Below are 19,400 nucleotides of genomic sequence, written 5' to 3'. Positions count from 1 at the left end.
AATCTAAGGGATGTTTTCCATTAATGCAATATCTGGTGGGGAAAGTGAGATAACGGTATATTGATATGCGAAAGTTCCTAATAAACAAAACCTTAAGCATATGTTTTTCACTATTTAAAGCCGTTTCCTGTTTTTTTATTTTTGCGATGCATAAAAAGCTTAGTGATAGCCGCGCTCTGTTGTTAAAATTAGCGGAGGACAAGAATACAGGATGTATGCCGTACTTATGAAGCAGATGCTCTATTTGAAAATGCTGGCGTGGCTGGAGGATAATATCTATTGTAACCCGGCGATCGATGACCTGGCGCAGTATATGGGCTATTCGCGTCGGTTTGTGTACGACGTGTTTTACCAGTATGGCCAGTTACCCATCGGGCAGTATATTCGTCTGCGGCGGTTGACCATCGCAGCGGTCAGTCTGCGCTTAACACGGCAACCGATCGCCGCTATTGCCTGGCAGTTAAGCTATGACTCGCCGCAGACCTTTTCCCGGGAGTTTAAGAAGCGCTTTTCGCTCTCGCCACGTGAATACCGTTGCGCGGCGCACTGGGACACGGCAAAGCTGTTGAAAAAGTTTCACCCGGACGGAGAGAGCCTACCTCTGGCTCGTTTTTTTTCTCTGCCGGAACAGGTCTATTACGGCTATCCGATGAAGTATGAACTGCGCCTGTCGGATTTGGTGTTGCAAAGCACCGCTAAGACGAGCATCAGACAAAAGGTTGACCGTTTTTTCACCGCTGGCGGAGGCTCGCTTTCCGTACTTTCCGACTACGCCGCGGCGAGCAAAAATGAGCTTAACGTCGAGGTTAACGCTTTTGTCGGCTGTCATGAGGCGGGAAAGCTGCCCCCCGCGCTGGCCATGAACAGCTCGCTGACCACCCGGTCAGGGCTTTATGTCGGGGTTGAATTCTACGGCAGTTGGTCACGTTATGCTCGTTTATCCAGCGATCTGTATATGGAGCTGCTGCCATCCCTGGGGGTAAGTCGTCGGGACGGCTATGACATTGAATGTTTTATAACCCGCCATGCGGAAGGCGAAGAGGCAGGGGACAGGCGCTATCGCGTACGCTATTTTATCCCGGTGACGCTGTCGGCAGCGGGTCTGCGGTCTGACAGCGGTAGTGGGTCAGGGCCTGTGCCGGGGCGAAGTTAAGGTGGCCGGAGCCACCCAGGTTAACATCAAAGCGCAAACCACAGCAGCCAGGTGATGAGAAAGCCCGTCACCCCCATGATGGTTGTCAAGACGGTCCAGGTTTTGAGTCCATCTGGCACCGAGAGTCCGAGATAGCGCGTGACGACCCAGAATCCGGCGTCGTTGACGTGCGACAGCCCGAGCGAGCCGAAGCAGGTCGCCAGCGTCACCAGCACCAGCTGCAGCGGCTCCAGACCGACAACCGCCTGCGACAGCAGACCGGAGGTGGTGAGGATCGCCACGGTGGCCGAACCCTGCGAGGCTCTGAGCACCAGCGATAGCAGAAAAGCGGCGGGCATCAGCGGCAGATGTATTGTCTCCAGCGCCTCGGCTAAGGCATTACCGATGCCGGAAGCGACCAGTACGCCGCCAAAGGCGCCGCCGGCGCCGGCGACGAGGATCACGTCCGCCGACGAGGGGATCGCGCTGCCGGTGACTTCGCCCAGCTTTTTCAGGCTCATCCGCCGACGGATGCCCAGCGTCCAGCTGGCCAGGCCCAGGGAGATCAGCAGGGCGACCGGCGGGGTACCAATGACGGTCATCAGCTGGCGAACCGCGTTTTCCGGCAGCAGAAGCGCCTGACACAGCGTCCCGGAAACAATCAGCATGATGGGCACCACGATCAGCCCACCGATAACCAGCGCATTCGGCGGCGGCAGACGGGTCTGCTGCGCGTTAACCGAGAGATCCGGTACTTCCGCCGTTTGTTGCTGCTCCAGCACGTTAATCGACAGATGATAATGGCGGCGATTGATAAACCGGGCGACAAAATAGCCCACGATACCGACGACCACCGACACCCCAATCCCCGCCAGCATCAGCCAACCGACATCGCTATGCAGAATGCCTGCCGCAGCCGCTGCGCCAGGATGGGTGGGCAGCGCCACGTGGACGGTTAACATCACGCCGGCCATCGGCAGGCCAAACTTCAGCGGCGACACGTGGGCGACTTTGCTGAAGCCGTAGATTAACGGAATGATGATGATAAAGCCGACTTCAAAAAAGACCGGGGTGCCGAGAATAAAAGCCACGATGGTTAAGGCGGCAATGGTTCGTTTTGCACCCAGTACGCCGGTCAACGTTTTCGCCAGCGATTCGGCGCCGCCGGACATTTCAATCAGCACCCCCAGCATTGAGCCCAGAATAATAATGCTGGCGATGTGGCCAAGCAGGCCGCCCATGCCTTTTTCAATGGTGGTTATAATTTTATCTGCCGGAATGCCGGTGGCGAATGCCACCAGCAGGCTGACGATCAGGAGCGCCACAAAAGGATGTGCTTTCGCTTTGATCACTAACAGGAGCAACAGCACTACGCTGGCTAACGCAATAAGTAACAGCGCCGATGTCGACATAGGTTTGCCTCGGGTATTAACAGGTGTACAGAGAGTTATTTTTTTAGAAAACGGCGTTTATTTTTTCCGGTAGGGCGAGAACCACCCCAGCCCGGAAAGCGTGTCTGTCCGGGGGATATATTCGCAGCCGATCCAGCCGTCATAACCGGTTTTATCCAGTAGCGCATAGAGCCACGGATAGTTTATTTCGCCCTCATCCGGTTCATGACGGTCGGGCAGGGAGGCAATCTGAATATGGCGATACTGGCCGGCATATTCGGTAATAAGATGGCTTAAATTGCCGTCCACCTTCTGCGCGTGAAACAGATCTAACTGCACCGCCAGGTTCGGCCTGTCGACCCGTTTCACCATCGCCAGCGTCTGATATTGACTGTGGTAGAGATAGCCCGGTTTGGTCTGCGGATTCAGCGCTTCGATGAGTATCCGCTTGTCGTGGCGGGCAAAGCACTCCGCCGCGTAGCGCAGATTATCGATAAGCACGGCCTCGCAGGCTGCGCGATCCGCTCCCGGCGGCACCACGCCGGCCATGATATGCACCTGCGGGCAACCGAGCTGGCAGGCATACTCCAGCGCCAGCTCAATATCGCGTCGGGCCTCCGCGCTTCTCCCGGGGATGGCGGCGAGCCCCCATTCTCCGGCGTTGACGTCGCCGGGTGGGGTATTGAACAGCACCAGCTGCAGCTGGTTCTCCTGCAGGCGCTGTCTGATTTCCCCGGCGGCATACTCATAGGGAAACAGAAACTCAACGGCTTCAAATCCCGCCCGGGCAGCGGCGGCAAAGCGTTCCAGGAACGGCAGTTCGGTAAACAGCATGGATAAATTTGCAGCGAATTTTGGCATGGTTTTATCTCAGTTCTTTTACTTCGTCAGCGGTCAGGTAGCGGATCTCGCGGTTGCCGAGGGTAAATATCAGCCGTGCGGTCTCTTCCAGTTCCTCGGTATTGTTGGTGGCTTCGCGCAGCGATGAGCCAGTGACCACCGGTCCGTGGTTGGCCAGTAAAAAGGCGTTATAGCGCGGCGCCAGCCCGGCCAGCGCCTGGGCAATGCGGTCATCGCCCGGCCGGTAGTAGGGAACCACCGGGACGTCGCCGACGCGCATCACCACATAGGGGGTAAAGGGGCGGATACAGTTGTGCGGGTCGAGCCCCTGCAGGCAGGAGAGCGCGGTCAGATAATGGCTGTGCAAGTGGACGATCGCCTTGCAGGCCGGGTTGTGCAAATAGACCGCCCGGTGAAAAGTGACCTCTTTCGATGGTTTATCGCCGGAGATCCATTCCCCTTGCAGCGTCACCACCGACAACCGCTGAGCCTGCAGTTCGCCGAGGCAGGCGCCGGTCGGCGTCGCCAGCAGGTTGCCGTCCGGCAGCAGCAACGACAGATTGCCAGCGGAGCCGGTGGCATAGCCGCGGCTAAACAACGAGGCGCCAATCTGCACCATTTCCTCTCGCAGTTGTTGCTCAGTCATGACGAAACTCCTGCTGGGCACGGGCAAAGAACTGGATATCGCCGAAGTTACCTGACTTCAGCGCCAGGGAGAGCGGCTGGCGGGTGTCACGCACCCAGGGCACGCCAGGGGAGATGGTCGGCCCAATATGGAACGCCTCAACCCCCAGGTTCTGCGCCACAATGCTCGACGTTTCCCCTCCGGCCACAATAAAGCGGGTAAATCCTTTCGCCTTCAGGGCGGCGGCAAGAGCGGCAAACAGCTGTTCCACCCGTTCGCTGCTGGCCTTGTCGCCATACTGCGCCTGGATCCGCTGCAGCGTTTGCGGCTCGGTGGTGGCATAGATCATCGGCGCCAGCGGCGCATCGCGCTGCGCGTCCACCCAGTCAGTCAGCGTCCTGACGTAGCTCTCCAGATCGTTAAAGCAGGCGCTTAAGTCGACGGCGCGGGCGGGGGCCTGTTGACGATAGGCCGCCACCTGGCTGTTGGTCATCACCGAGCAGGAGCCCGAGAGCACCACCGCCGGGCCGGCCAGCGGCATGCCGGCCTGAGCGCTTTCACCCCGGGCGCCATGGCGCTGCGCCCAGTCGCGGGCGAGGCCGATGGCGAGGCCGGAACCGCCGGAGACCAGCTTCATCTCCCGCAGCGCCACGCCCTGGGTGAGCAGATCCTGTTCGCTGAGGGCGTCGAGCACCACATAGCGCACCGCCGGATCGTTGACTGCCGCCAGCGCGGCGGCGACCGCCTCCGGCCCCCGGGCGACAATCGGCCAGGCAATCAGCGCGGCTTTTCCGCGCCCCTGGCGCTCAATTAAGCGGCCCAGGTGCGCATCCTCCATCGGCGTCACCGGATGGTGGCGCATCCCGGACTCATTCAGCAGTTGCTCGCCGACGAACAGATATCCCTGATAGACCGTGCGGCCGTTAACCGGCAGCGCCGGGGAAATCACCGTCCGCGTCTCACCCAGCTCGGCCAGCAGGGCATCCAGCACCGGGCCAATGTTGCCCTGCGCGGTGCTGTCGAAAGTGGAGCAGTACTTGAAATAAAACTGCTGACAGCCCTGGGCCTGCAGCCAGCGCAGGGCCGCCAGCGACTGGCTGACGGCCATTTCCGCCGGGCAGGAGCGGGTTTTCAGGCTGATGACCACCGCCTCGCTGGTCAGCGGAAGATCGCGGGTCGGCACGCCATTCAGTTGCACCGTCGGCATGCCGTTGCGCACGAGGAAGCTGGCAATATCCGTGGCGCCGGTGAAGTCATCGGCAATGACACCAAGCTGCATGTTGTCTCTCCTCACTGTTTATGGCCCGGCAGGGTGATGCCGTTGAAAATCTTGATCACCGCGCTGTCATCTTCCCGACCGAATCCGGCATTACTGGCGGAGGTGAACATATTCAGCGCGGTGGTAGCGAGCGGCAGCGGGAAGGTCAGCGCCCGGGCAGTGTCATTCACCAGCCCGAGATCTTTGACAAAAATATCGACAGCGGATTTTGGCGAGTAATCGCCATCCAGGACGTGCTGCATGCGATTCTCAAACATCCAGGAATTACCCGCCGCGTGGGTGACCACGTCATACATCGTCTCCAGTGGGATCCCGGCGCGGGCGGCAAGCGCCATCGCTTCGGCGGCAACGGCGATGTGCACCCCGGCCAGCAGCTGATGGATAATTTTTACCGTCGAGCCAAGACCAATGTCGCTCCCGATGCGGTAGACTTTGCCGGCCACGGCGTCCAGCACCGGCGCGAGGCGGGCAAAGGCGGCATCGCTCCCGGAGGCCATCACCGTCATGTCGCCGGCGGCCGCTTTCACGGCGCCGCCCGATACCGGCGCGTCGAGCATCAATAGCTGGTACTCCGCCAGCGCCTCGGCAATGGCCTGAGCATCGGCGGAGGCGATGGTGGACGACACCATCACGACGGTGCCCGGCTTCAGATGGGCGGCGAGGCCGCTCTCGCCGAACAGGATCCCCCGCACCTGGGCGGCATTGACCACCAGCAGCACAACTGCATCCAGTTCCGCGGCGAACGGCACCGCGCTGGGGCCCGCGCCTTTGGCGCCCGCCGCCAGCAGTGCGCGACAGTTGTCGGGATTGATGTCAACGCCCCAGGTGTTCAGGCCCGCCTGCAGGCAGGCGCGGGCGGCGCCCATGCCCATTGAACCCAGTCCAATCACGCAGACGTTAGTGTGTGCAGCCATGCTGGTCTCCTTGTGAACATTAGTTAATTAATGTGATTTAATGATAGAATAAAGCGTTATCATGTGAATTTATGTGAGAGTTATCACGAATAACCCACATGAATATAAAAAATTCACAGGCGGAAAGAGGCTGCACAACGGCGATTCTTGCCCTAAAATAGCGTAAAAACAGTGGCAAAGCGCGATAACAACACCGGGTGTCGCCAGGGCCGTAGCCTGGGTGGTGACGCCTGGTGTGAAAAAATGGTAAGGGGAGAGCGGTGATTCCAATAGAACGACATCAGCGTATTTTAGCCCTGGTGGAGCAGCGTGGGGCGGTAAGCATTAACGAGCTGACGGAGATCCTCGGCGTGTCCCATATGACCATCCGTCGGGACGTCAGTAAACTGGAGGAGCAGGGGCTGCTGGTCAGCGTCTCGGGCGGCGTACGCGCCGTCAGCCGGCTGGCTGCGGAACCCAGTCATCTGGTGAAAAGCACGCTGCAGAGTGAGGAGAAACAGGCGATCGGCGCGCTGGCGGCGAGTCATATTGCCAAAAACAGTTGCATCTATCTGGATGCCGGGACTACCACCCTGGCGCTGGCGCGGGCGATCCTCGACCGGAACGATCTCCAGGTGGTCACCAATGATTTTGAGATAACCCAGCTGCTGATCGATGCCAGTCAGTGCGGCGTGATCCACACCGGCGGCACTCTGTGCCGGGAGAACCGCTCCTGCGTGGGCGAATCGGCGGCGCGTACGTTACGCCACCTGGCTATCGATACGGCCTTTATCTCCGCCAGCGGCTGGGACAGTCGCGGGATATTCACCCCTGATGAGAACAAGGTTACCGTCAAGGAGACCGTCAGCCAGGTCAGCGCGAGAAGCATCCTGCTGTGCGACAGTTCGAAATACAATCAGGTGGCCACGTTTATGGCGTTACCTTTGACCCGGTTCACCACCATCATTACCGACCGGCATCTCTCCGATGCCGCCGCCAGTCATATCGCCCGGCACGCCTGCGAGGTGCTACGAGCCGGATAACGCGCGCGGCCACCGCCGGGTTAGCGTTGCCAGTGCTCGATCAGCGCCGCGCCGATCCCGGCGATTTGCTGATTTCGCTCGGCCATGCTCGCCGGCGTATCCCGCAGATAAATCACCACAATGCGCTCTGCTTTGTTATTCGGGCCAAGCAGGGCGACAATGCCGCGCGCACCCCGCTCGCCAGCTCCGGTCTTATCGGCGATAAACCAGCCCGCCGGCAGCACGGAGCGGATCAACGGTCCGGCGACCCGATCGTCCACCATCCACTGCAGCAGCTGCCGTTGCGAACGGGCGCTCAGACGCTGGCTGGTCAGCAGCTTGCGCAGGGTCGCGGCCATGCTGGCCGGGGTAGTGGTGTCGCGGGCGTCGCCGGGAAGCGCCTCATTCAGTTCCGTTTCCCAGCGGTCAAGGCGGGTGACGTTGTCGCCGATCTGGCGCAAAAAGGCAGTCAATCCTGCGGGGCCGCCGACGGTGGCCAGCAGCAGATTGGCGGCGCTGTTATCGCTCATGGTAATGGCGGCGGCGCAGAGTTCGCCGACCGTCATGCCGTCGGCAAGGTGTTTTTCGCTGACCGGCGAGTAGTCCACCAGATCCTGCTGGCGATAGTGGATCTTTCGCTCCAGCTGTTCGTCACCGGCATCCACCCGCGCCAGCACTGCGCCGCAGAGCACTACTTTAAAGGTGCTCATCATGGGAAAGCGTTCATCGGCGCGCCAGGCGGTCAGCGTGCGGCCGCTGGCCAGATCCATTTCTATCATGCCTACGCGGCCCGACAGCTGGCTTTCGCTTAGTTTAATTTGCTCAAGCGGCTGCGGGCTGGCGTGTACCGCCAGCGGCAGGGTGGCTAACAGGGAGATAATACACAGGCGAATATAACGCATAACCACATACATCCTTGAGTGAGGGCCGATAAAGGCGAGTAAAGAAGCGACAAATAAGAATAACCCGGCGTTTTGCTGATTCACAATTCCTCTTTTTTCCTTCATCATTTGTCATCTTTTATTTCGAATAATCAATATCTAGCCCTGCCTAAGCACGCTATTTTTTGACTCAAGGCCGTGATGAACTATAAGAAAGTACTAAATACCGCACTCTGTCGGGCGTCGCTGTTTGCCGATCACCACGCCCGCCGGTCCCTGCGGTTCGCCAACGCTATATGCCACCCCGGGAGGAACTGGTGCACCCGATAATTAAGGTCATGCTGGTGGGCGGTAAGGCGGACGGGCTGTTGGTCAGCGTCGCCGATGACGCGACCGAGGTCTCGGTGACGCCTGCGCAGTACGGTGCGCTATCCGGGCAACCGTTGAGCTACCGAATTGTTAGCCAAACCATTGACGATGAACGCTATTTTTTTGGCGTTTTCAGCGACGCCCATCAGGATAGCGATAAGCTGACGCGGGTCGCCCTGACCCGTGGAATGAAAAAAATGTTCTGTTAAACCCTGCCCGAAAGGGGGCGTAAGAGGGTGTGCCGGGCGCCGCTGTGCTACTGTGGCAGCCTTCTATTTCCAGGGCCGGACGCATAATGATTCAGTACATTCGTATTCAAAATTTTCGCTCAGTGAAGGATATTGCGCTGGAGCTCGGGCCGCTGAACATTGTCTTCGGCCCTAACGGCTGCGGTAAATCCAATATTTATAACGCCATCCACCTGCTGACCGCTGCCGCTGAGGGCAGGCTTTCGGGGTTTATCAGCGAAGAGGGCGGTCTGGAGAATATGATGTGGTCCGGGGAGCGTTCGCCCCTCGATCGTCACCCCCGCCGGCTGCAAATTGCCTGCCGGACCGACAGCTTCGATTATGAGCTGCAGATAGGCTTCCCTGAAAAATTGCCCTATCCGACGCAATTCATGCTCGATCCTATCGTTAAAGAAGAGAATATCTGGCTGGCCGGCTACTCCCGCCGGCCTTCCTCCCGCGTACTGCAGCGCAAGAATCAGGCGGCGTTTCTCGTCGATGTCACCGGGGAGAAAAGTACTTTCACCGAGAGTATTTATGAAAATGAGTCGGTGTTCGGTCAGCTTGGCGAGCCGCACCGTTTCCCCGAAGTATCGCGAGTGCGGGAGACCTTGCGCCGTTGGCGGTTTTATCATGAATTCGCGATTGGCCGTCATTCGCCGCTGCGTCAGCCGGCCGTGGGTTACCGTTCGCCAGTCCTCGACAGCGATGGCCAGAATCTCGCCGCCGCCTTTCAGACCATTGTCGAGATCGGCGCGGAGGAGATTTTGCATGAAATCCTTGCCGACGCCTTTCCCGGCTGCCAGTTTTATTGTGAAAACGAGCACTCGCGTTTCGCTCTGAAAATGCGTCGCGAAGGGATCCGCCGCCCGCTGCTGGCGGCGGAGATGTCCGACGGTACGCTGCGCTTTTTGTGCCTCGCCGTCGCGCTGCTCAGTCCGCGCCCGCCGGCGTTTCTGGCGATCAATGAACCGGAGAACAGCCTGCATCGCGACATGTTGCCCGCGCTGGCCCGGCTGATTATCGAGGCCTCGCGCTACAGCCAGATCTGGCTGACCAGCCACTCGGCGGAGCTGGCGGAGCTTATCGCCGCCGGGGCGCCTTGTCAGCGCTATGCGCTGGAGAATCGTGGCGGGGAGACGCGGATTGTCGAGTGAAGCCCGTCATCCCTGACGGGGGCGCTGGAGTCAGGCGGGGCTCTGCGTCTCTGCGGTCGGCAGCAGACGGTTGCCGCCGCGTAGGGTGACGAACGAGAGCAGGGTGAAGCTCAGGGTTATGCAGCCGAGGATCAGATAGGCCTGATGGAAGCCGACGGTGTCGTACATCCGGCCCACCCAGGCGGAAAGCACCACCCCGGACAGCTGTTTTGACAGATTAAAACCGATCAGGAACAGGGTGGCCGAGAGGCGCGGGTTAAAGGCGGAAGAGATATATTTAAAAGTTCCCACCAGCAGGAAGGGGATCTCAAACATATGCAGCATCTTGAGGATCACCACCTCGACTGCCGATGAGGCGAAGGACGACCCGAGAATACGCACCGACATGATCATGCCCGCGGTCAGCAGGGCGTTTTTGGCGCCGATGCGGTTAACGATGGCCGGCGCGCAGAACATGATCAGCGCGTTGAGCAACTCGCCGCCGGTGGTGACGAAGCCAAACACTTCGGTACCGCGCTGCGGACTGGCGAAAAAGCTTTTGAAAAAGTTGGCGAACTGCTGGTCAAACACGTCGTAGACGCTGGCGACACCCACCACATAGACGATAAAGCCCCAGAAGCGCGGCATACGCAGCAGTTCTGCCGCCGTACGCAGCGAAAAGGCCTGACGATTGGCGCCCAGCGCCTCGATAACCTGAGCGCTGTTGCTGCTTTCCGGCCGCGACAGCCAGAGCAGCAGACCGAGCACCAGCGCAAAGCCGGAGGCGATCCAGAAGGTGATATTGGGATCGATGCCGAACAGCACGCCGGTTATCGAGGCGCATAGCGCCCAGCCGACGCAGCCTGCGACCCGCACTTTACCATATTCAAAGCGGTTGGCCCGGCTGACGCGTTCGATATAAGCTTCCACCGCCCCGGAGCCGCTGGAGAAAACAATCCCCAGGTAGATCCCGCCTACCAGCGAACCAGCGATAATATTCATCTGCAGCAGCGGGGAGAAAACGAAAATAAAGAATGGCGCGAACAGAATTAACAGTACCGTAATGGTCCACAGCAGATGTTTGCGCAGGCCGAGCTTATCCGACATCAGGCCGAACACCGGCTGAAAAATAATGGCGAATAACGAGATAGACGAGAAAACGATCCCGGTTTCCGTTTTAGTTAAATGGTTAACGTCCGCCAGCCACACCGGAAAAAACGGGAAGTAGGCCGACATAATGAAATAGTAAAAGAAAAAGAACAGCAGGAAATAGACGAAATTATGCCGTTCTCGTGGCGCTAGTTCTGAGAATTTCATCACCATGATCCCTTGTTATTCTGTTTGTGGGGTGGGGGCTGTCGCCCCCACGGATTAAAAGCAACGCAATGAGACCTCGTACTGCCAGCGCGTTTGGCTCAGGAGCCACTGCGGCAGCACGCTGGGGGTCCAGGAGTCATCGCCTCCCACCCCCATATGCAGGCCGTCGAGGGTGATCCACACGCCGTCTTCGGCCTGCATCTTGTGCCAGTGGTCGGTCTCCATCAGCTGACGGGTGCTCCATGGCTGAACGGAGAAGTGGAAATGACCGCTGATGTGCCAGCGCCCCCAGTCCAGCGCCTGGGTATTACAGCGCAGGCCGTTTTCCGTCGGGAAGATATAGGGGGTGGTCATCGCCGCCAGCGGCTGCTCCCAGCGGGCGAAGCAGGCGCTGCTCCGCCGGTCGGGGTAGTTCTCATGCGGCCCCAGACCCAGCCAGCTCACCGGCGCCTGCTGATCCGCCACCTGGAAGTGCAGCCCGACCCGCGGCAGCGGCGGCAGGGTTTCCGCCCGTTCGCCGTCCACCGCCAACCGCAGGGTTCCGTCAGCAGTGAAGTGCATGCGCCAGTGGCTGACAATCACTACCTCTTCGCCGCGCAGGTAGTGCCAGCGGCAGTCGACGAGGGTTTCATTTGCCAGGCGCTGCGCATCGCACTGGACGCAGTGCGCCTCAAGATCGTACAGGCCGGCGCTTTTCCAGCGCTCCACCCAGGCGTTGGGGTCGATACGCTCTACTTCGCTGACCCCGATGTCGTTGTCGAGCGGCGCGCGAATAAACTGGTCACGCAGGGGGGTCAACAGCTGCTCCTGACCGCCAACCGACCAGCGGCTCAGCAGACCCGTCCGGCGATCGATGGTCCAGCATTGCGAACCGGCGCGGATCTGCCAGACCTCATCGCTGACGATAAGATCCGGAGCGCCGGCAGACACGGTGGGCGCCGGCAGCGCCAGCGGGGCGGGCAGGGGAAACTGTTGCCAGGCGACGCGGTGCTCCGCTTCTGACCAGGCGGTCGCCTGGGGCTGGGTCACCTCCAGCGTCAGCCACACCGCGCGGGCGCCTTCAGGCAGGATCAGGCTATCGAGCAGCGTTATCTCGTCGCTGCCCTCAGGGGGCAGCGCCAGGGTCAGGTCGCCGTGATACAGGGGTTCACCGGCCGCCTGCACCTGCCAGCGCAGCACTTCGTTATCGGTTGGGCGGAACAGGTATTCGCTGATGATGCGCACCCGCAGCGGCGAGGTCGACAGCAGCGTGAACTGAAAATACTGCTGGGCGTGCTTCGCCTCCACCAGCGACGGATGCGGCGTGCGATCGGGAAACACCAGACCGTTCATACAGAACTGGCGATCGTTAGGCTTATCACCAAAGTCGCCGCCATAGGCCCAGCCGACGCTGCCGTCGGCAAAGGTTTTGCGGATCGCCTGGTCGGCCCAGTCCCAGATAAACCCGCCCTGCAGCCGCGGATACTCGCGAAAGGCCTGCCAGTAATCGGCGAAGTTGCCGAGGCTGTTGCCCATCGCGTGGGCGTACTCGCAAAGGATCAGCGGCCGCTGCTCACCGGGCAGGCTGATCCATTTTTTGATCCCCCATTTGGGTACCGCCGGGATCGGCTGGTCGCGTTCGACGCGGGCGTACATCGGACAGATAATATCGGTGGCGGTGGTATCCGCGCCGCCGCCCTCGTACTGCACCGGACGGCTCGGATCGTTGCGTTTCAGCCAGTGGTACAGCGCTTCGTGGTTGCCGCCGCCGCCGGACTCGTTGCCCAGCGACCAGATGATAATGCACGGATGGTTGCGGTTGCTCTGTACCATCCGGGTGACGCGGGCGCTGAAGGCTGGCAGCCACGCCGGATCGTCGGACAGCCGATTCATCGGCACCATCCCGTGGGTTTCAATATTGGCTTCATCGACCACGTACAGACCGTAGCGGTTGCAGAGTTCATACCAGCGCGGCGCGTTGGGATAGTGCGAGCAGCGCACGGCGTTAAAGTTGTTCTGCTTCATTAACAGAATGTCCTGCACCATATCCGCCTCGGTGACCACCTGCCCGCGCAAATGATGATGCTCATGGCGGTTAACGCCGCGGATCAGCAGCGGTTTACCGTTGAGACGCAGCAGGCCATCGGCAATCTCGATGCGGCGAAAACCGATGTCCCACGCTTCGGCCTCCAGCAGTTCGTCGCCGCGCCACAGGGTGACCACGGCGCGATAACAGTTCGGGGTTTCCGCGCTCCAGTGCGCCGGCGTCGCCACCGCCAGGGAGAAATCGACCCGTTCCGCGTAGTGGCCGCGCTCATCCACCGTCGGGGTACCTAACGGCTGCCGCCCGGCGGCGATCTGCTCCTCGCCGCGCCACAGGCTAACCCCGACGCTGAGCCCGGCAAGCGCCGCCTCAGTCGCTTCGACGGTCGCCTGGACCTGCAGAGTGCCGTCGCGATAGAGGGCGTCAAGGGCTGGCGTCAACTGCACGTCGCATAGCCGTTGCTGCGGCTTATTCAGCAGCCATACCGAGCGGAAAATACCGCTCATCCGCCACATATCCTGGTCTTCCAGCCAGCTGCCGGCGCTCCAGCGCATGACCATCACGCACAGGCGGTTGTCGCCCGGACGCAGAAAGGGGCTGAGATCGAACGCCGCCGGCAGGCGACTGTCCTGCGAATAGCCGACCCACACGCCATTGCACCACAGATGAAACGCCGAGTTGACGCCATCGAAAATAATCTGCGTTTGCCCGTTCTCGCGCCATGTGTCCTCAACCGTAAAGTGCAGGGAGTAGCAGCCGGTCGGGTTATCCTCCGGCACCCGCGGTGGGGTGGTGTCGATGGGATAGCGGACGTTGGTGTAGATCGGCGCGTCATAGCCCTCCATCTGCCAGTTGGAAGGCACAGGCGTGCCGCGGCAGTCCGGTAGATCCTGCGTCAACCACTGCGCATCGACGGCAAACGGGCTACGGGCGTAAGAGAACTGCCACTCGCCGTCCAGTTGACGGCGGCGGGATGAAGGTAGGTTATCGCGGGCGGCAAGCTCATCGCGCCAGCTGGCGAAAACGGGATGCGCTGGCAGGCGGTTAAGGTGGGTAATAGTCTGGTTCTGCCAGTCTTCACGGGCGAGGACGGCGTGAAAGTCAGGAGTGTGGCTGCGGCCGGTATCGCTAATTTGCATATTAAACCCCGGTAAGTCAGAAATTGTCGTTCGCTAAACAGGATGATTAACGTTATCGGGTAATTTGTTTTGTCCAGCAATCTCGGGGGAATCGAAATTAACAGACGATCACGAAAGCGGGGGCGAAGCGCTGTTTTTTGTCGCGCGTTAAACATAAAATGTTAGCGCACGACATTGTTATTGCTGAGGAGAAAAGATGCCGCGTCGTACCGCAACCCTGGAGGATGTCGCCCGCGCCGCGGGCGTGTCCCAGCAGACGGTCTCCCGGGTGCTGAACCGTCCTGAGGTGGTGTCAGCCCGCACCCGCGAGCAGGTGATCCGCGCGATGCAGGCGCTGCACTATGTGCCTAACCGCTCGGCGCAGCTGCTTGCCGGCAAAGCGGCGCCCTCCATCGGGCTGATTACCGCCTCGCTGACGCTGCACGCCCCCTCGCAGATCGCCGCCGCGATAAAGAGCCATGCCAGCCTGCATCAGCTGGAAGTGGCGATAGCGATGCCGGCGCAGGCTGATTTTGTCGCGCTGCAGGCCCGGCTGGACGAGCTGCGCGCCCAGCATATTCGCGGGGTGATCGTCAGTCTGCCGCTGGAGAGCGCCACTGCCGAGCGGCTGGTGCAAGACAATCCGGATATGGCCTGCCTGTTTCTCGATGTCTCCCCGGAGGCCGATGTCTGCTGCGTGCGCTTCGACCATCGCGACGGCTGCGGGGCCTGCGTGCGCCACCTGTGGGAGCTGGGGCATCGCGAATTTGGTCTGCTGGCGGGACCGGAAAGTTCGGTTTCCGCCCGTCTGCGTCTCGCCAGCTGGCGCGAGGCGTTGCACAGTCTGAATATTGCCCGCTCTACTACGGTGTTTGGCGACTGGAGCGCCGCCAGCGGCTGGCAGAAAACTTTCGAGCTCCTCCACCTGCAGCCGCGGATCAGCGCCATAGTGGTGGCAAACGATCAGATGGCGCTCGGCGTGCTCAGCGCGCTGGCCCAGCTCAATCGCAGCGGCAGCCAGGCGGTATCGGTGACCGGCTACGATGACACCGCCGACAGCCTTTACTTCCAGCCGCCGCTCACCACGGTGGCGCAGGACTTCGATCTGTTGGGCAAAAGGGCGGTGGAGCGGTTGATTGCCCTGATGGCGGCCCCGCAGCTGCGGATCCGCGAGCTGCTGCCGACCCGGCTCATCGTGCGCCAGTCGGCCTGGCCTGTCGCCGCCGCGGAGGACCGGCAGCAGACCCTGGCGCAGCTGAAAGCGCTGGTGGAGAAGCTTTAGCTGCTGGTCGTTGAGGCTTTATTGAGGTTGAGCATGCTAACTTCGGCAGCAAACGTAGAGAGGTAAAGCTTATCTGTCTGCGAAAAATGCAAAACACAATCTATCCATGCAAGCATTGATTTACCGCCAGTCATATGGCGGTTTTTTTTTGCCCCTTCCACCCTGTACCGACTGCTTCAGTCCGGCTTTCCATCTGGCATATCCTGCCGCGGCATGCTAGATCTTGCTTCCGGGAGACGACGGGAGACAAGGTCATGATGGTGATTGAGGGTAAAGAGGCGATCGCGCGGGTGGACTGGCAACGAGTGCGAACGATCATCGCCGAGGCCGGGCTGAATGAGCGTGATGTTCAGCAACTGGAGCAGGCGTTCCGCCAGAGCACCTTCTGCTGGTTTGGCTATGAGAACGGTCAGCTGATTGCCGTGGCGCGAGCCATCAGCGACTGCACCTGGAGCAGCTATCTGGCGGATGTGGCGATCGTCCCCGCTCGTCAGGGACAGGGCTACGGGCAACAGCTGATGCTGGCCATCCGGGAGCAACTCCTGCCCTTTGGCAAAATATTTATCTATGCGGTGGCCGATAAAATTACGTTTTATCAGCGCTTTGGCTTTGCCATGTTGACTACCGGCATGGTCTGCGCCAGCGAGGAAGGCATGCAGAAAATGCAGGAGCAGGGCTATATCCGTCAGCCCTGAAAGCTGACGCTTAGAAACGCCTGGCTTAAACGGGTAAACCAGGCGCAGGCTGTCAGAGGGGGCGTTCGAGCACGAAAAGATACGCTTCCCGCGACCAGAACAGGGCGGTACGGCGGCGCTCCACCGACATGGTTTTCACTTCCCATCCCTCACGGGTATAGCTGCTGAGAAACTGGCTCATTTTGTCAGGGTCGGCCTTGGCTTCGCCAAAAAACAGACTGCCCAGCAGCCCCTCTTTATAGATCACTACCCGACACTCTTTCTTCATCATCGACCCTCCTGGCGACCGGTTTACTGTGGCCGTCTATTGTCCGTGGCTGCGACGATTTTGCAATCGGAGAAGGCGTAAACTGTTTACGGTACTGCAGCGGGCTGAGCGCGAAGTGCTGGCGAAAATGGTGGCGCAGGGTGCCGGCGCTGGCAAACCCGCAGCGCTCAGCGATCTGATCGATGCCCATCGTGCTCTCCGTCAGGTGCTGGCGGGCGCGCAGCAGTCGTTCCTCCAGCAGCCAGCGGGCGGGCGTTTTACCGGTGGCCTCCTCAAAGCGGCGCAAAAAGGTTCGCGTCCCCATGCCGGCGCGCTGGGCGAGGGAAGCGACGGTATGGCTGGCGGCAAGATGCTGGTGCAGATAGTCAAACAGCTGACCGAGGCGCAGGCTCTCCCGGCTGCGGGCTACCGGGCGCAGGACCTGCTGCGCCTGACCGCCGTCGCGATGGGGAGAGACGACCAGGCGGCGGGCGACGACGTTGGCGGCTTCGCTGCCGAAATCTTCACGCACCAGATGCAGACAAAGGTCGATCCCCGCCGCGCTGCCGGCGGAAGTCATCAGCAAAGCATCGCCCACGTAAAGGACATCCTCCACCACCTGGATCTGCGGAAAACGGGACTGCAGCGCCGCGGTGTAGCGCCAGTGGGTTGTCGCCTGGCGGCCATTGAGCAGCCCGGCGGCGGCGAGAACGAACACCCCGGAACAGATAGAAATAATCCGACATCCGCGGGCGTGGGCGGAAGCCAGCGCGGCGCACAGCGCCTCGGGGACCGGGGCGTCGACGCCGCGCCAGCCGGGGACCACAATCGTATCCGCCTGGGCGAGAAGTTCAGGACCGCCGTCGGTCATCAGGCGGATGCCGCCGGTGGCGCACAGCGGCCCTTCATCGACGGCGGCGACGGCGAACTGGTACCAGTTGTCGCCCATTTCCGGGCGCGGCAGGCCGAAGATCTCCACGGCTACGCCAAACTCAAAGGTGCACAGGCCATCGTAGGCGAGGACGACCACCTGATGACGTGACGGTGTCACAGAAGGGGTTGTCAGGATGTTAGCGTTTTCTGTCATGGTTGTCGGCAGATCAGGGTGATGGGCGTCAGTAAAGTAGTGTTATCACAGACAAGGAGAAGACGCCATGAGTGTAGTAACCCAATTTCCCCCCGCCACCTCCGCTGAGGCTATCCGCTGGTTCAGCCATAAGCTGCATCTTGAGACCGACTGCGCCGATGTGCACAGCGCCCAGCGTGCCGGCGAGGTCGACTTTGTCCTGCTGCACGTGGTCGGCAGCGAGGAAGCTTTCGCCAGACGTCACCTGCCAGGCGCGCAGCATCTCCCGCACAGCCAGATCACCGCCGAGCGAATGGCGGCCTGGCCGGCGGATACCCTCTTTGTGGTCTACTGCGCCGGGCCGCACTGCAACGGCGCTGACGTTGCCGCGCTGAAGCTGGCTGAGCTGGGGCGGCCGGTGAAAATGATGCTCGGCGGACTCACCGGTTGGGAAGATGAGGGCTATGCGTTTGTTTCCGGTAAATGAAAATTTTTCATGTACCATGAAATATTCTCGTTTGCGACCCACCACTCTGCATGCCAGTATCTGGACATATAGCCATCCAGAAGTCTAAAAATTCAAATAATGAACTATCACGGTGGGCAACTAACGCGCCCACCGCTAAGGAGACAGCATGCAACGTCAACAGGCCCCGTTCCGCGCAGACATCGTCGGCAGTTTTTTGCGCCCGGACAGCATTAAACAGGCGCGTCAGCAGCTGGCTGAGGGGATTATCGACGCCGCTCAGCTACGCGAGATTGAGAATAACGCGATCCGTCATCTGGTTCAGCAGCAATGCGACTGCGGCCTGCATGTGGTTACCGACGGTGAGTTTCGTCGCGCATGGTGGCATTTCGATTTCTTCGATGGCCTGCAGGGCGTTGAACGTTACGATGCCGAGCAGGGGATCCAGTTCAACGGCGTGCAGACCAAAGCGCACGGCGTTCGCGTCACCGGCAAGCTGGCGTTTGGCGACCACCCGATGCTGGAGGATTTCCGATATCTGAAAAGCATCAGCGGCGACGCGCAGCCGAAGATGACCATTCCCAGCCCGAGCGTGCTGCACTTCCGCGGCGGGCGGAAAGATATCGATGCCACGGCCTACCCGGATCTTAGCGACTACTTCGACGATCTGGCCACCACCTGGCGCGACGCCATCCGCGCGTTTTATGACGCCGGCTGCCGCTATCTGCAGCTGGACGATACCGTGTGGGCCTATCTGTGCTCCGATGCCCAGCGCCAGCAGGTACGCGAGCGCGGCGAGGATCCGGATGCGCTGGCGCGTATTTATGCCCGGGTGCTGAACCAGGCGCTGGAGGGTAAGCCGGCCGATCTGACGGTGGGCCTGCACGTCTGCCGGGGTAACTTCCGTTCAACCTGGATCTCGGAAGGTGGTTACGAGCCGGTTGCCGAGGTGCTGTTTGGCGGCGTTAATGTCGATGCCTTCTTCCTGGAGTACGACAACGACCGCTCCGGGGATTTCGCGCCGCTGCGCTTTATTCGTCCCGGCCACCAGCAGGTGGTCCTCGGGCTGATCACCACCAAAAACGGCGAGCTGGAGAATCCGCAAGGGGTAAAAGCGCGTCTCGCCGAGGCCGCGCAGTACGTGCCGCTCGAGCAGATCTGCCTCAGCCCGCAGTGCGGTTTCGCCTCCACTGAAGAGGGGAATGCCCTCAGCGAAGACCAGCAATGGCAAAAGGTCCGTCTGGTGACCTCCATCGCCGCCGACGTCTGGTAATTGCTTTCTTAGCGCAGCGTTGCACCGTGATGAGGCAACGCTGCCATCCTCTTCGCCACTATCGCCCACCTGCGCCGCATCCTGCTGTTTTCACAACCTGGCACCTTTTTTGCCTTAT

General features: G+C 60.4%; 18 protein-coding genes. 8 read left to right on the top strand and 10 right to left on the bottom strand.

The genetic code is table 11. The features are described 5' to 3' along the window. Positions 1-226: 226 nt before the first annotated feature. The gene (locus tag IB144_RS13770) at positions 227-1,153 is read left to right on the top strand and encodes a helix-turn-helix domain-containing protein (RefSeq protein WP_032103266.1); all 927 of its coding nucleotides are present in this window, start codon (positions 227-229) and stop codon (positions 1,151-1,153) included. A gap of 26 nt (positions 1,154-1,179) precedes the next feature. On the opposite strand, the gene IB144_RS13765 is transcribed toward IB144_RS13770, so the two are convergent. From IB144_RS13765 to ltnD, 5 genes are read right to left on the bottom strand one after another with little or no spacing between them, the layout of a single operon-like run. Next, positions 1,180-2,544 carry a GntP family transporter gene (locus IB144_RS13765; protein WP_002903916.1) on the bottom strand — a complete coding sequence of 455 codons (1,365 nt, stop codon included), beginning with the start codon at positions 2,542-2,544 and terminating at the stop codon, positions 1,180-1,182. Positions 2,545-2,601: 57 nt separating this feature from the next. Then, the gene (locus IB144_RS13760) at positions 2,602-3,384 is read right to left on the bottom strand and encodes an HPr family phosphocarrier protein (RefSeq protein WP_004183945.1); all 783 of its coding nucleotides are present in this window, start codon (positions 3,382-3,384) and stop codon (positions 2,602-2,604) included. 4 nt (positions 3,385-3,388) lie between these two features. After that, positions 3,389-4,009, bottom strand: coding sequence for an aldolase (locus IB144_RS13755; protein WP_002210516.1), 621 nt, complete (start codon positions 4,007-4,009; stop codon positions 3,389-3,391). Continuing rightward, positions 4,002-5,267, bottom strand: coding sequence for a 3-oxo-tetronate kinase (gene otnK / locus IB144_RS13750; protein WP_102016914.1), 1,266 nt, complete (start codon positions 5,265-5,267; stop codon positions 4,002-4,004). The genes IB144_RS13755 and otnK overlap by 8 nt, the downstream gene beginning before the upstream one ends. Positions 5,268-5,278: 11 nt before the next feature. Then, positions 5,279-6,181: an L-threonate dehydrogenase gene (gene ltnD / locus IB144_RS13745; RefSeq protein ID WP_002903955.1), complete on the bottom strand. Its 903-nt coding sequence runs from the start codon at positions 6,179-6,181 to the stop codon at positions 5,279-5,281. Positions 6,182-6,441: 260 nt separating this feature from the next. On the opposite strand from ltnD, the gene IB144_RS13740 reads away from it, so the two are divergent. Continuing rightward, positions 6,442-7,203 carry a DeoR/GlpR family DNA-binding transcription regulator gene (locus IB144_RS13740; protein WP_002210513.1) on the top strand — a complete coding sequence of 254 codons (762 nt, stop codon included), beginning with the start codon at positions 6,442-6,444 and terminating at the stop codon, positions 7,201-7,203. 20 nt (positions 7,204-7,223) lie between these two features. Here IB144_RS13740 and IB144_RS13735 read toward each other — a convergent pair whose 3' ends face one another. Continuing rightward, entirely contained in the window at positions 7,224-8,084 is an 861-nt protein-coding gene (locus IB144_RS13735; protein WP_001620095.1) for a broad-spectrum class A beta-lactamase SHV-1, read from the bottom strand. A gap of 296 nt (positions 8,085-8,380) precedes the next feature. Here IB144_RS13735 and IB144_RS13730 point away from each other — a divergent pair, with 296 nt between their 5' ends. Both IB144_RS13730 and IB144_RS13725 read left to right on the top strand, forming a co-directional pair. Then, a complete protein-coding gene (locus IB144_RS13730) occupies positions 8,381-8,641 on the top strand; it encodes a hypothetical protein (protein ID WP_004176262.1) in 261 nt (86 codons plus the stop codon). 86 nt (positions 8,642-8,727) lie between these two features. Next, positions 8,728-9,816 (top strand): AAA family ATPase, encoded by a 1,089-nt coding sequence (locus IB144_RS13725; protein ID WP_001620097.1) that lies wholly within the window; start codon positions 8,728-8,730, stop codon positions 9,814-9,816. A gap of 30 nt (positions 9,817-9,846) precedes the next feature. On the opposite strand, the gene IB144_RS13720 is transcribed toward IB144_RS13725, so the two are convergent. Together IB144_RS13720 and IB144_RS13715 are read right to left on the bottom strand one after the other, a co-directional pair. After that, positions 9,847-11,112 (bottom strand): MFS transporter, encoded by a 1,266-nt coding sequence (locus IB144_RS13720; RefSeq protein ID WP_004176258.1) that lies wholly within the window; start codon positions 11,110-11,112, stop codon positions 9,847-9,849. Between the two features lie 54 nt (positions 11,113-11,166). Next, positions 11,167-14,274, bottom strand: a complete 3,108-nt coding sequence (locus IB144_RS13715; RefSeq protein WP_065888705.1) for a beta-galactosidase — start codon at positions 14,272-14,274, stop codon at positions 11,167-11,169. A 196-nt stretch (positions 14,275-14,470) separates the two neighbouring features. Between IB144_RS13715 and IB144_RS13710 the strand changes: the two genes are divergently transcribed. Both IB144_RS13710 and IB144_RS13705 read left to right on the top strand, forming a co-directional pair. Next, complete coding sequence (locus tag IB144_RS13710; protein ID WP_004183956.1) at positions 14,471-15,535, top strand: LacI family DNA-binding transcriptional regulator; 1,065 nt, start codon at positions 14,471-14,473, stop codon at positions 15,533-15,535. A 254-nt stretch (positions 15,536-15,789) separates the two neighbouring features. Next, positions 15,790-16,230 carry a GNAT family N-acetyltransferase gene (locus IB144_RS13705; RefSeq protein WP_004176252.1) on the top strand — a complete coding sequence of 147 codons (441 nt, stop codon included), beginning with the start codon at positions 15,790-15,792 and terminating at the stop codon, positions 16,228-16,230. A gap of 52 nt (positions 16,231-16,282) precedes the next feature. Here the strand turns inward: IB144_RS13705 and IB144_RS13700 are convergent, their stop codons facing one another. Both IB144_RS13700 and ftrA read right to left on the bottom strand, forming a co-directional pair. Continuing rightward, on the bottom strand, positions 16,283-16,498 hold the full coding sequence (locus IB144_RS13700) for a DUF4177 domain-containing protein (RefSeq protein ID WP_004205985.1): 216 nt from the start codon (positions 16,496-16,498) through the stop codon (positions 16,283-16,285). Beyond that, positions 16,467-17,564 (bottom strand): transcriptional regulator FtrA, encoded by a 1,098-nt coding sequence (ftrA, locus tag IB144_RS13695; RefSeq protein WP_102016915.1) that lies wholly within the window; start codon positions 17,562-17,564, stop codon positions 16,467-16,469. Before ftrA ends, IB144_RS13700 begins: the two co-directional genes overlap by 32 nt. A 67-nt stretch (positions 17,565-17,631) precedes the next feature. On the opposite strand from ftrA, the gene IB144_RS13690 reads away from it, so the two are divergent. Beyond that, the gene (locus IB144_RS13690) at positions 17,632-18,030 is read left to right on the top strand and encodes a rhodanese-like domain-containing protein (RefSeq protein WP_020805005.1); all 399 of its coding nucleotides are present in this window, start codon (positions 17,632-17,634) and stop codon (positions 18,028-18,030) included. A 148-nt stretch (positions 18,031-18,178) separates the two neighbouring features. Continuing rightward, positions 18,179-19,282, top strand: a complete 1,104-nt coding sequence (locus IB144_RS13685; protein ID WP_065888703.1) for a cobalamin-independent methionine synthase II family protein — start codon at positions 18,179-18,181, stop codon at positions 19,280-19,282. Positions 19,283-19,400 lie beyond the last annotated feature (118 nt).

The sequence above is a fragment of the Klebsiella sp. K4 genome (assembly GCF_014596785.2).
Lineage (GTDB): Bacteria > Pseudomonadota > Gammaproteobacteria > Enterobacterales > Enterobacteriaceae > Klebsiella > Klebsiella pneumoniae.
Note: the sequence above shows the minus strand (reverse complement) of the source record. Positions and strands in the feature narration are given on the sequence as shown.

Coding starts and splice junctions, on each gene's coding strand:
- IB144_RS13770 (WP_032103266.1), top strand. CDS start 227: ATGAAGCAGATGCTCTATTTGAAAATGCTGGCGTGGCTGGAGGATAAT.
- IB144_RS13765 (WP_002903916.1), bottom strand. CDS start 2,544: ATGTCGACATCGGCGCTGTTACTTATTGCGTTAGCCAGCGTAGTGCTG.
- IB144_RS13760 (WP_004183945.1), bottom strand. CDS start 3,384: ATGCCAAAATTCGCTGCAAATTTATCCATGCTGTTTACCGAACTGCCG.
- IB144_RS13755 (WP_002210516.1), bottom strand. CDS start 4,009: ATGACTGAGCAACAACTGCGAGAGGAAATGGTGCAGATTGGCGCCTCG.
- otnK (WP_102016914.1), bottom strand. CDS start 5,267: ATGCAGCTTGGTGTCATTGCCGATGACTTCACCGGCGCCACGGATATT.
- ltnD (WP_002903955.1), bottom strand. CDS start 6,181: ATGGCTGCACACACTAACGTCTGCGTGATTGGACTGGGTTCAATGGGC.
- IB144_RS13735 (WP_001620095.1), bottom strand. CDS start 8,084: ATGCGTTATATTCGCCTGTGTATTATCTCCCTGTTAGCCACCCTGCCG.
- IB144_RS13725 (WP_001620097.1), top strand. CDS start 8,728: ATGATTCAGTACATTCGTATTCAAAATTTTCGCTCAGTGAAGGATATT.
- IB144_RS13720 (WP_004176258.1), bottom strand. CDS start 11,112: ATGAAATTCTCAGAACTAGCGCCACGAGAACGGCATAATTTCGTCTAT.
- IB144_RS13715 (WP_065888705.1), bottom strand. CDS start 14,274: ATGCAAATTAGCGATACCGGCCGCAGCCACACTCCTGACTTTCACGCC.
- IB144_RS13710 (WP_004183956.1), top strand. CDS start 14,471: ATGCCGCGTCGTACCGCAACCCTGGAGGATGTCGCCCGCGCCGCGGGC.
- IB144_RS13705 (WP_004176252.1), top strand. CDS start 15,790: ATGATGGTGATTGAGGGTAAAGAGGCGATCGCGCGGGTGGACTGGCAA.
- IB144_RS13700 (WP_004205985.1), bottom strand. CDS start 16,498: ATGAAGAAAGAGTGTCGGGTAGTGATCTATAAAGAGGGGCTGCTGGGC.
- ftrA (WP_102016915.1), bottom strand. CDS start 17,564: ATGACAGAAAACGCTAACATCCTGACAACCCCTTCTGTGACACCGTCA.
- IB144_RS13690 (WP_020805005.1), top strand. CDS start 17,632: ATGAGTGTAGTAACCCAATTTCCCCCCGCCACCTCCGCTGAGGCTATC.
- IB144_RS13685 (WP_065888703.1), top strand. CDS start 18,179: ATGCAACGTCAACAGGCCCCGTTCCGCGCAGACATCGTCGGCAGTTTT.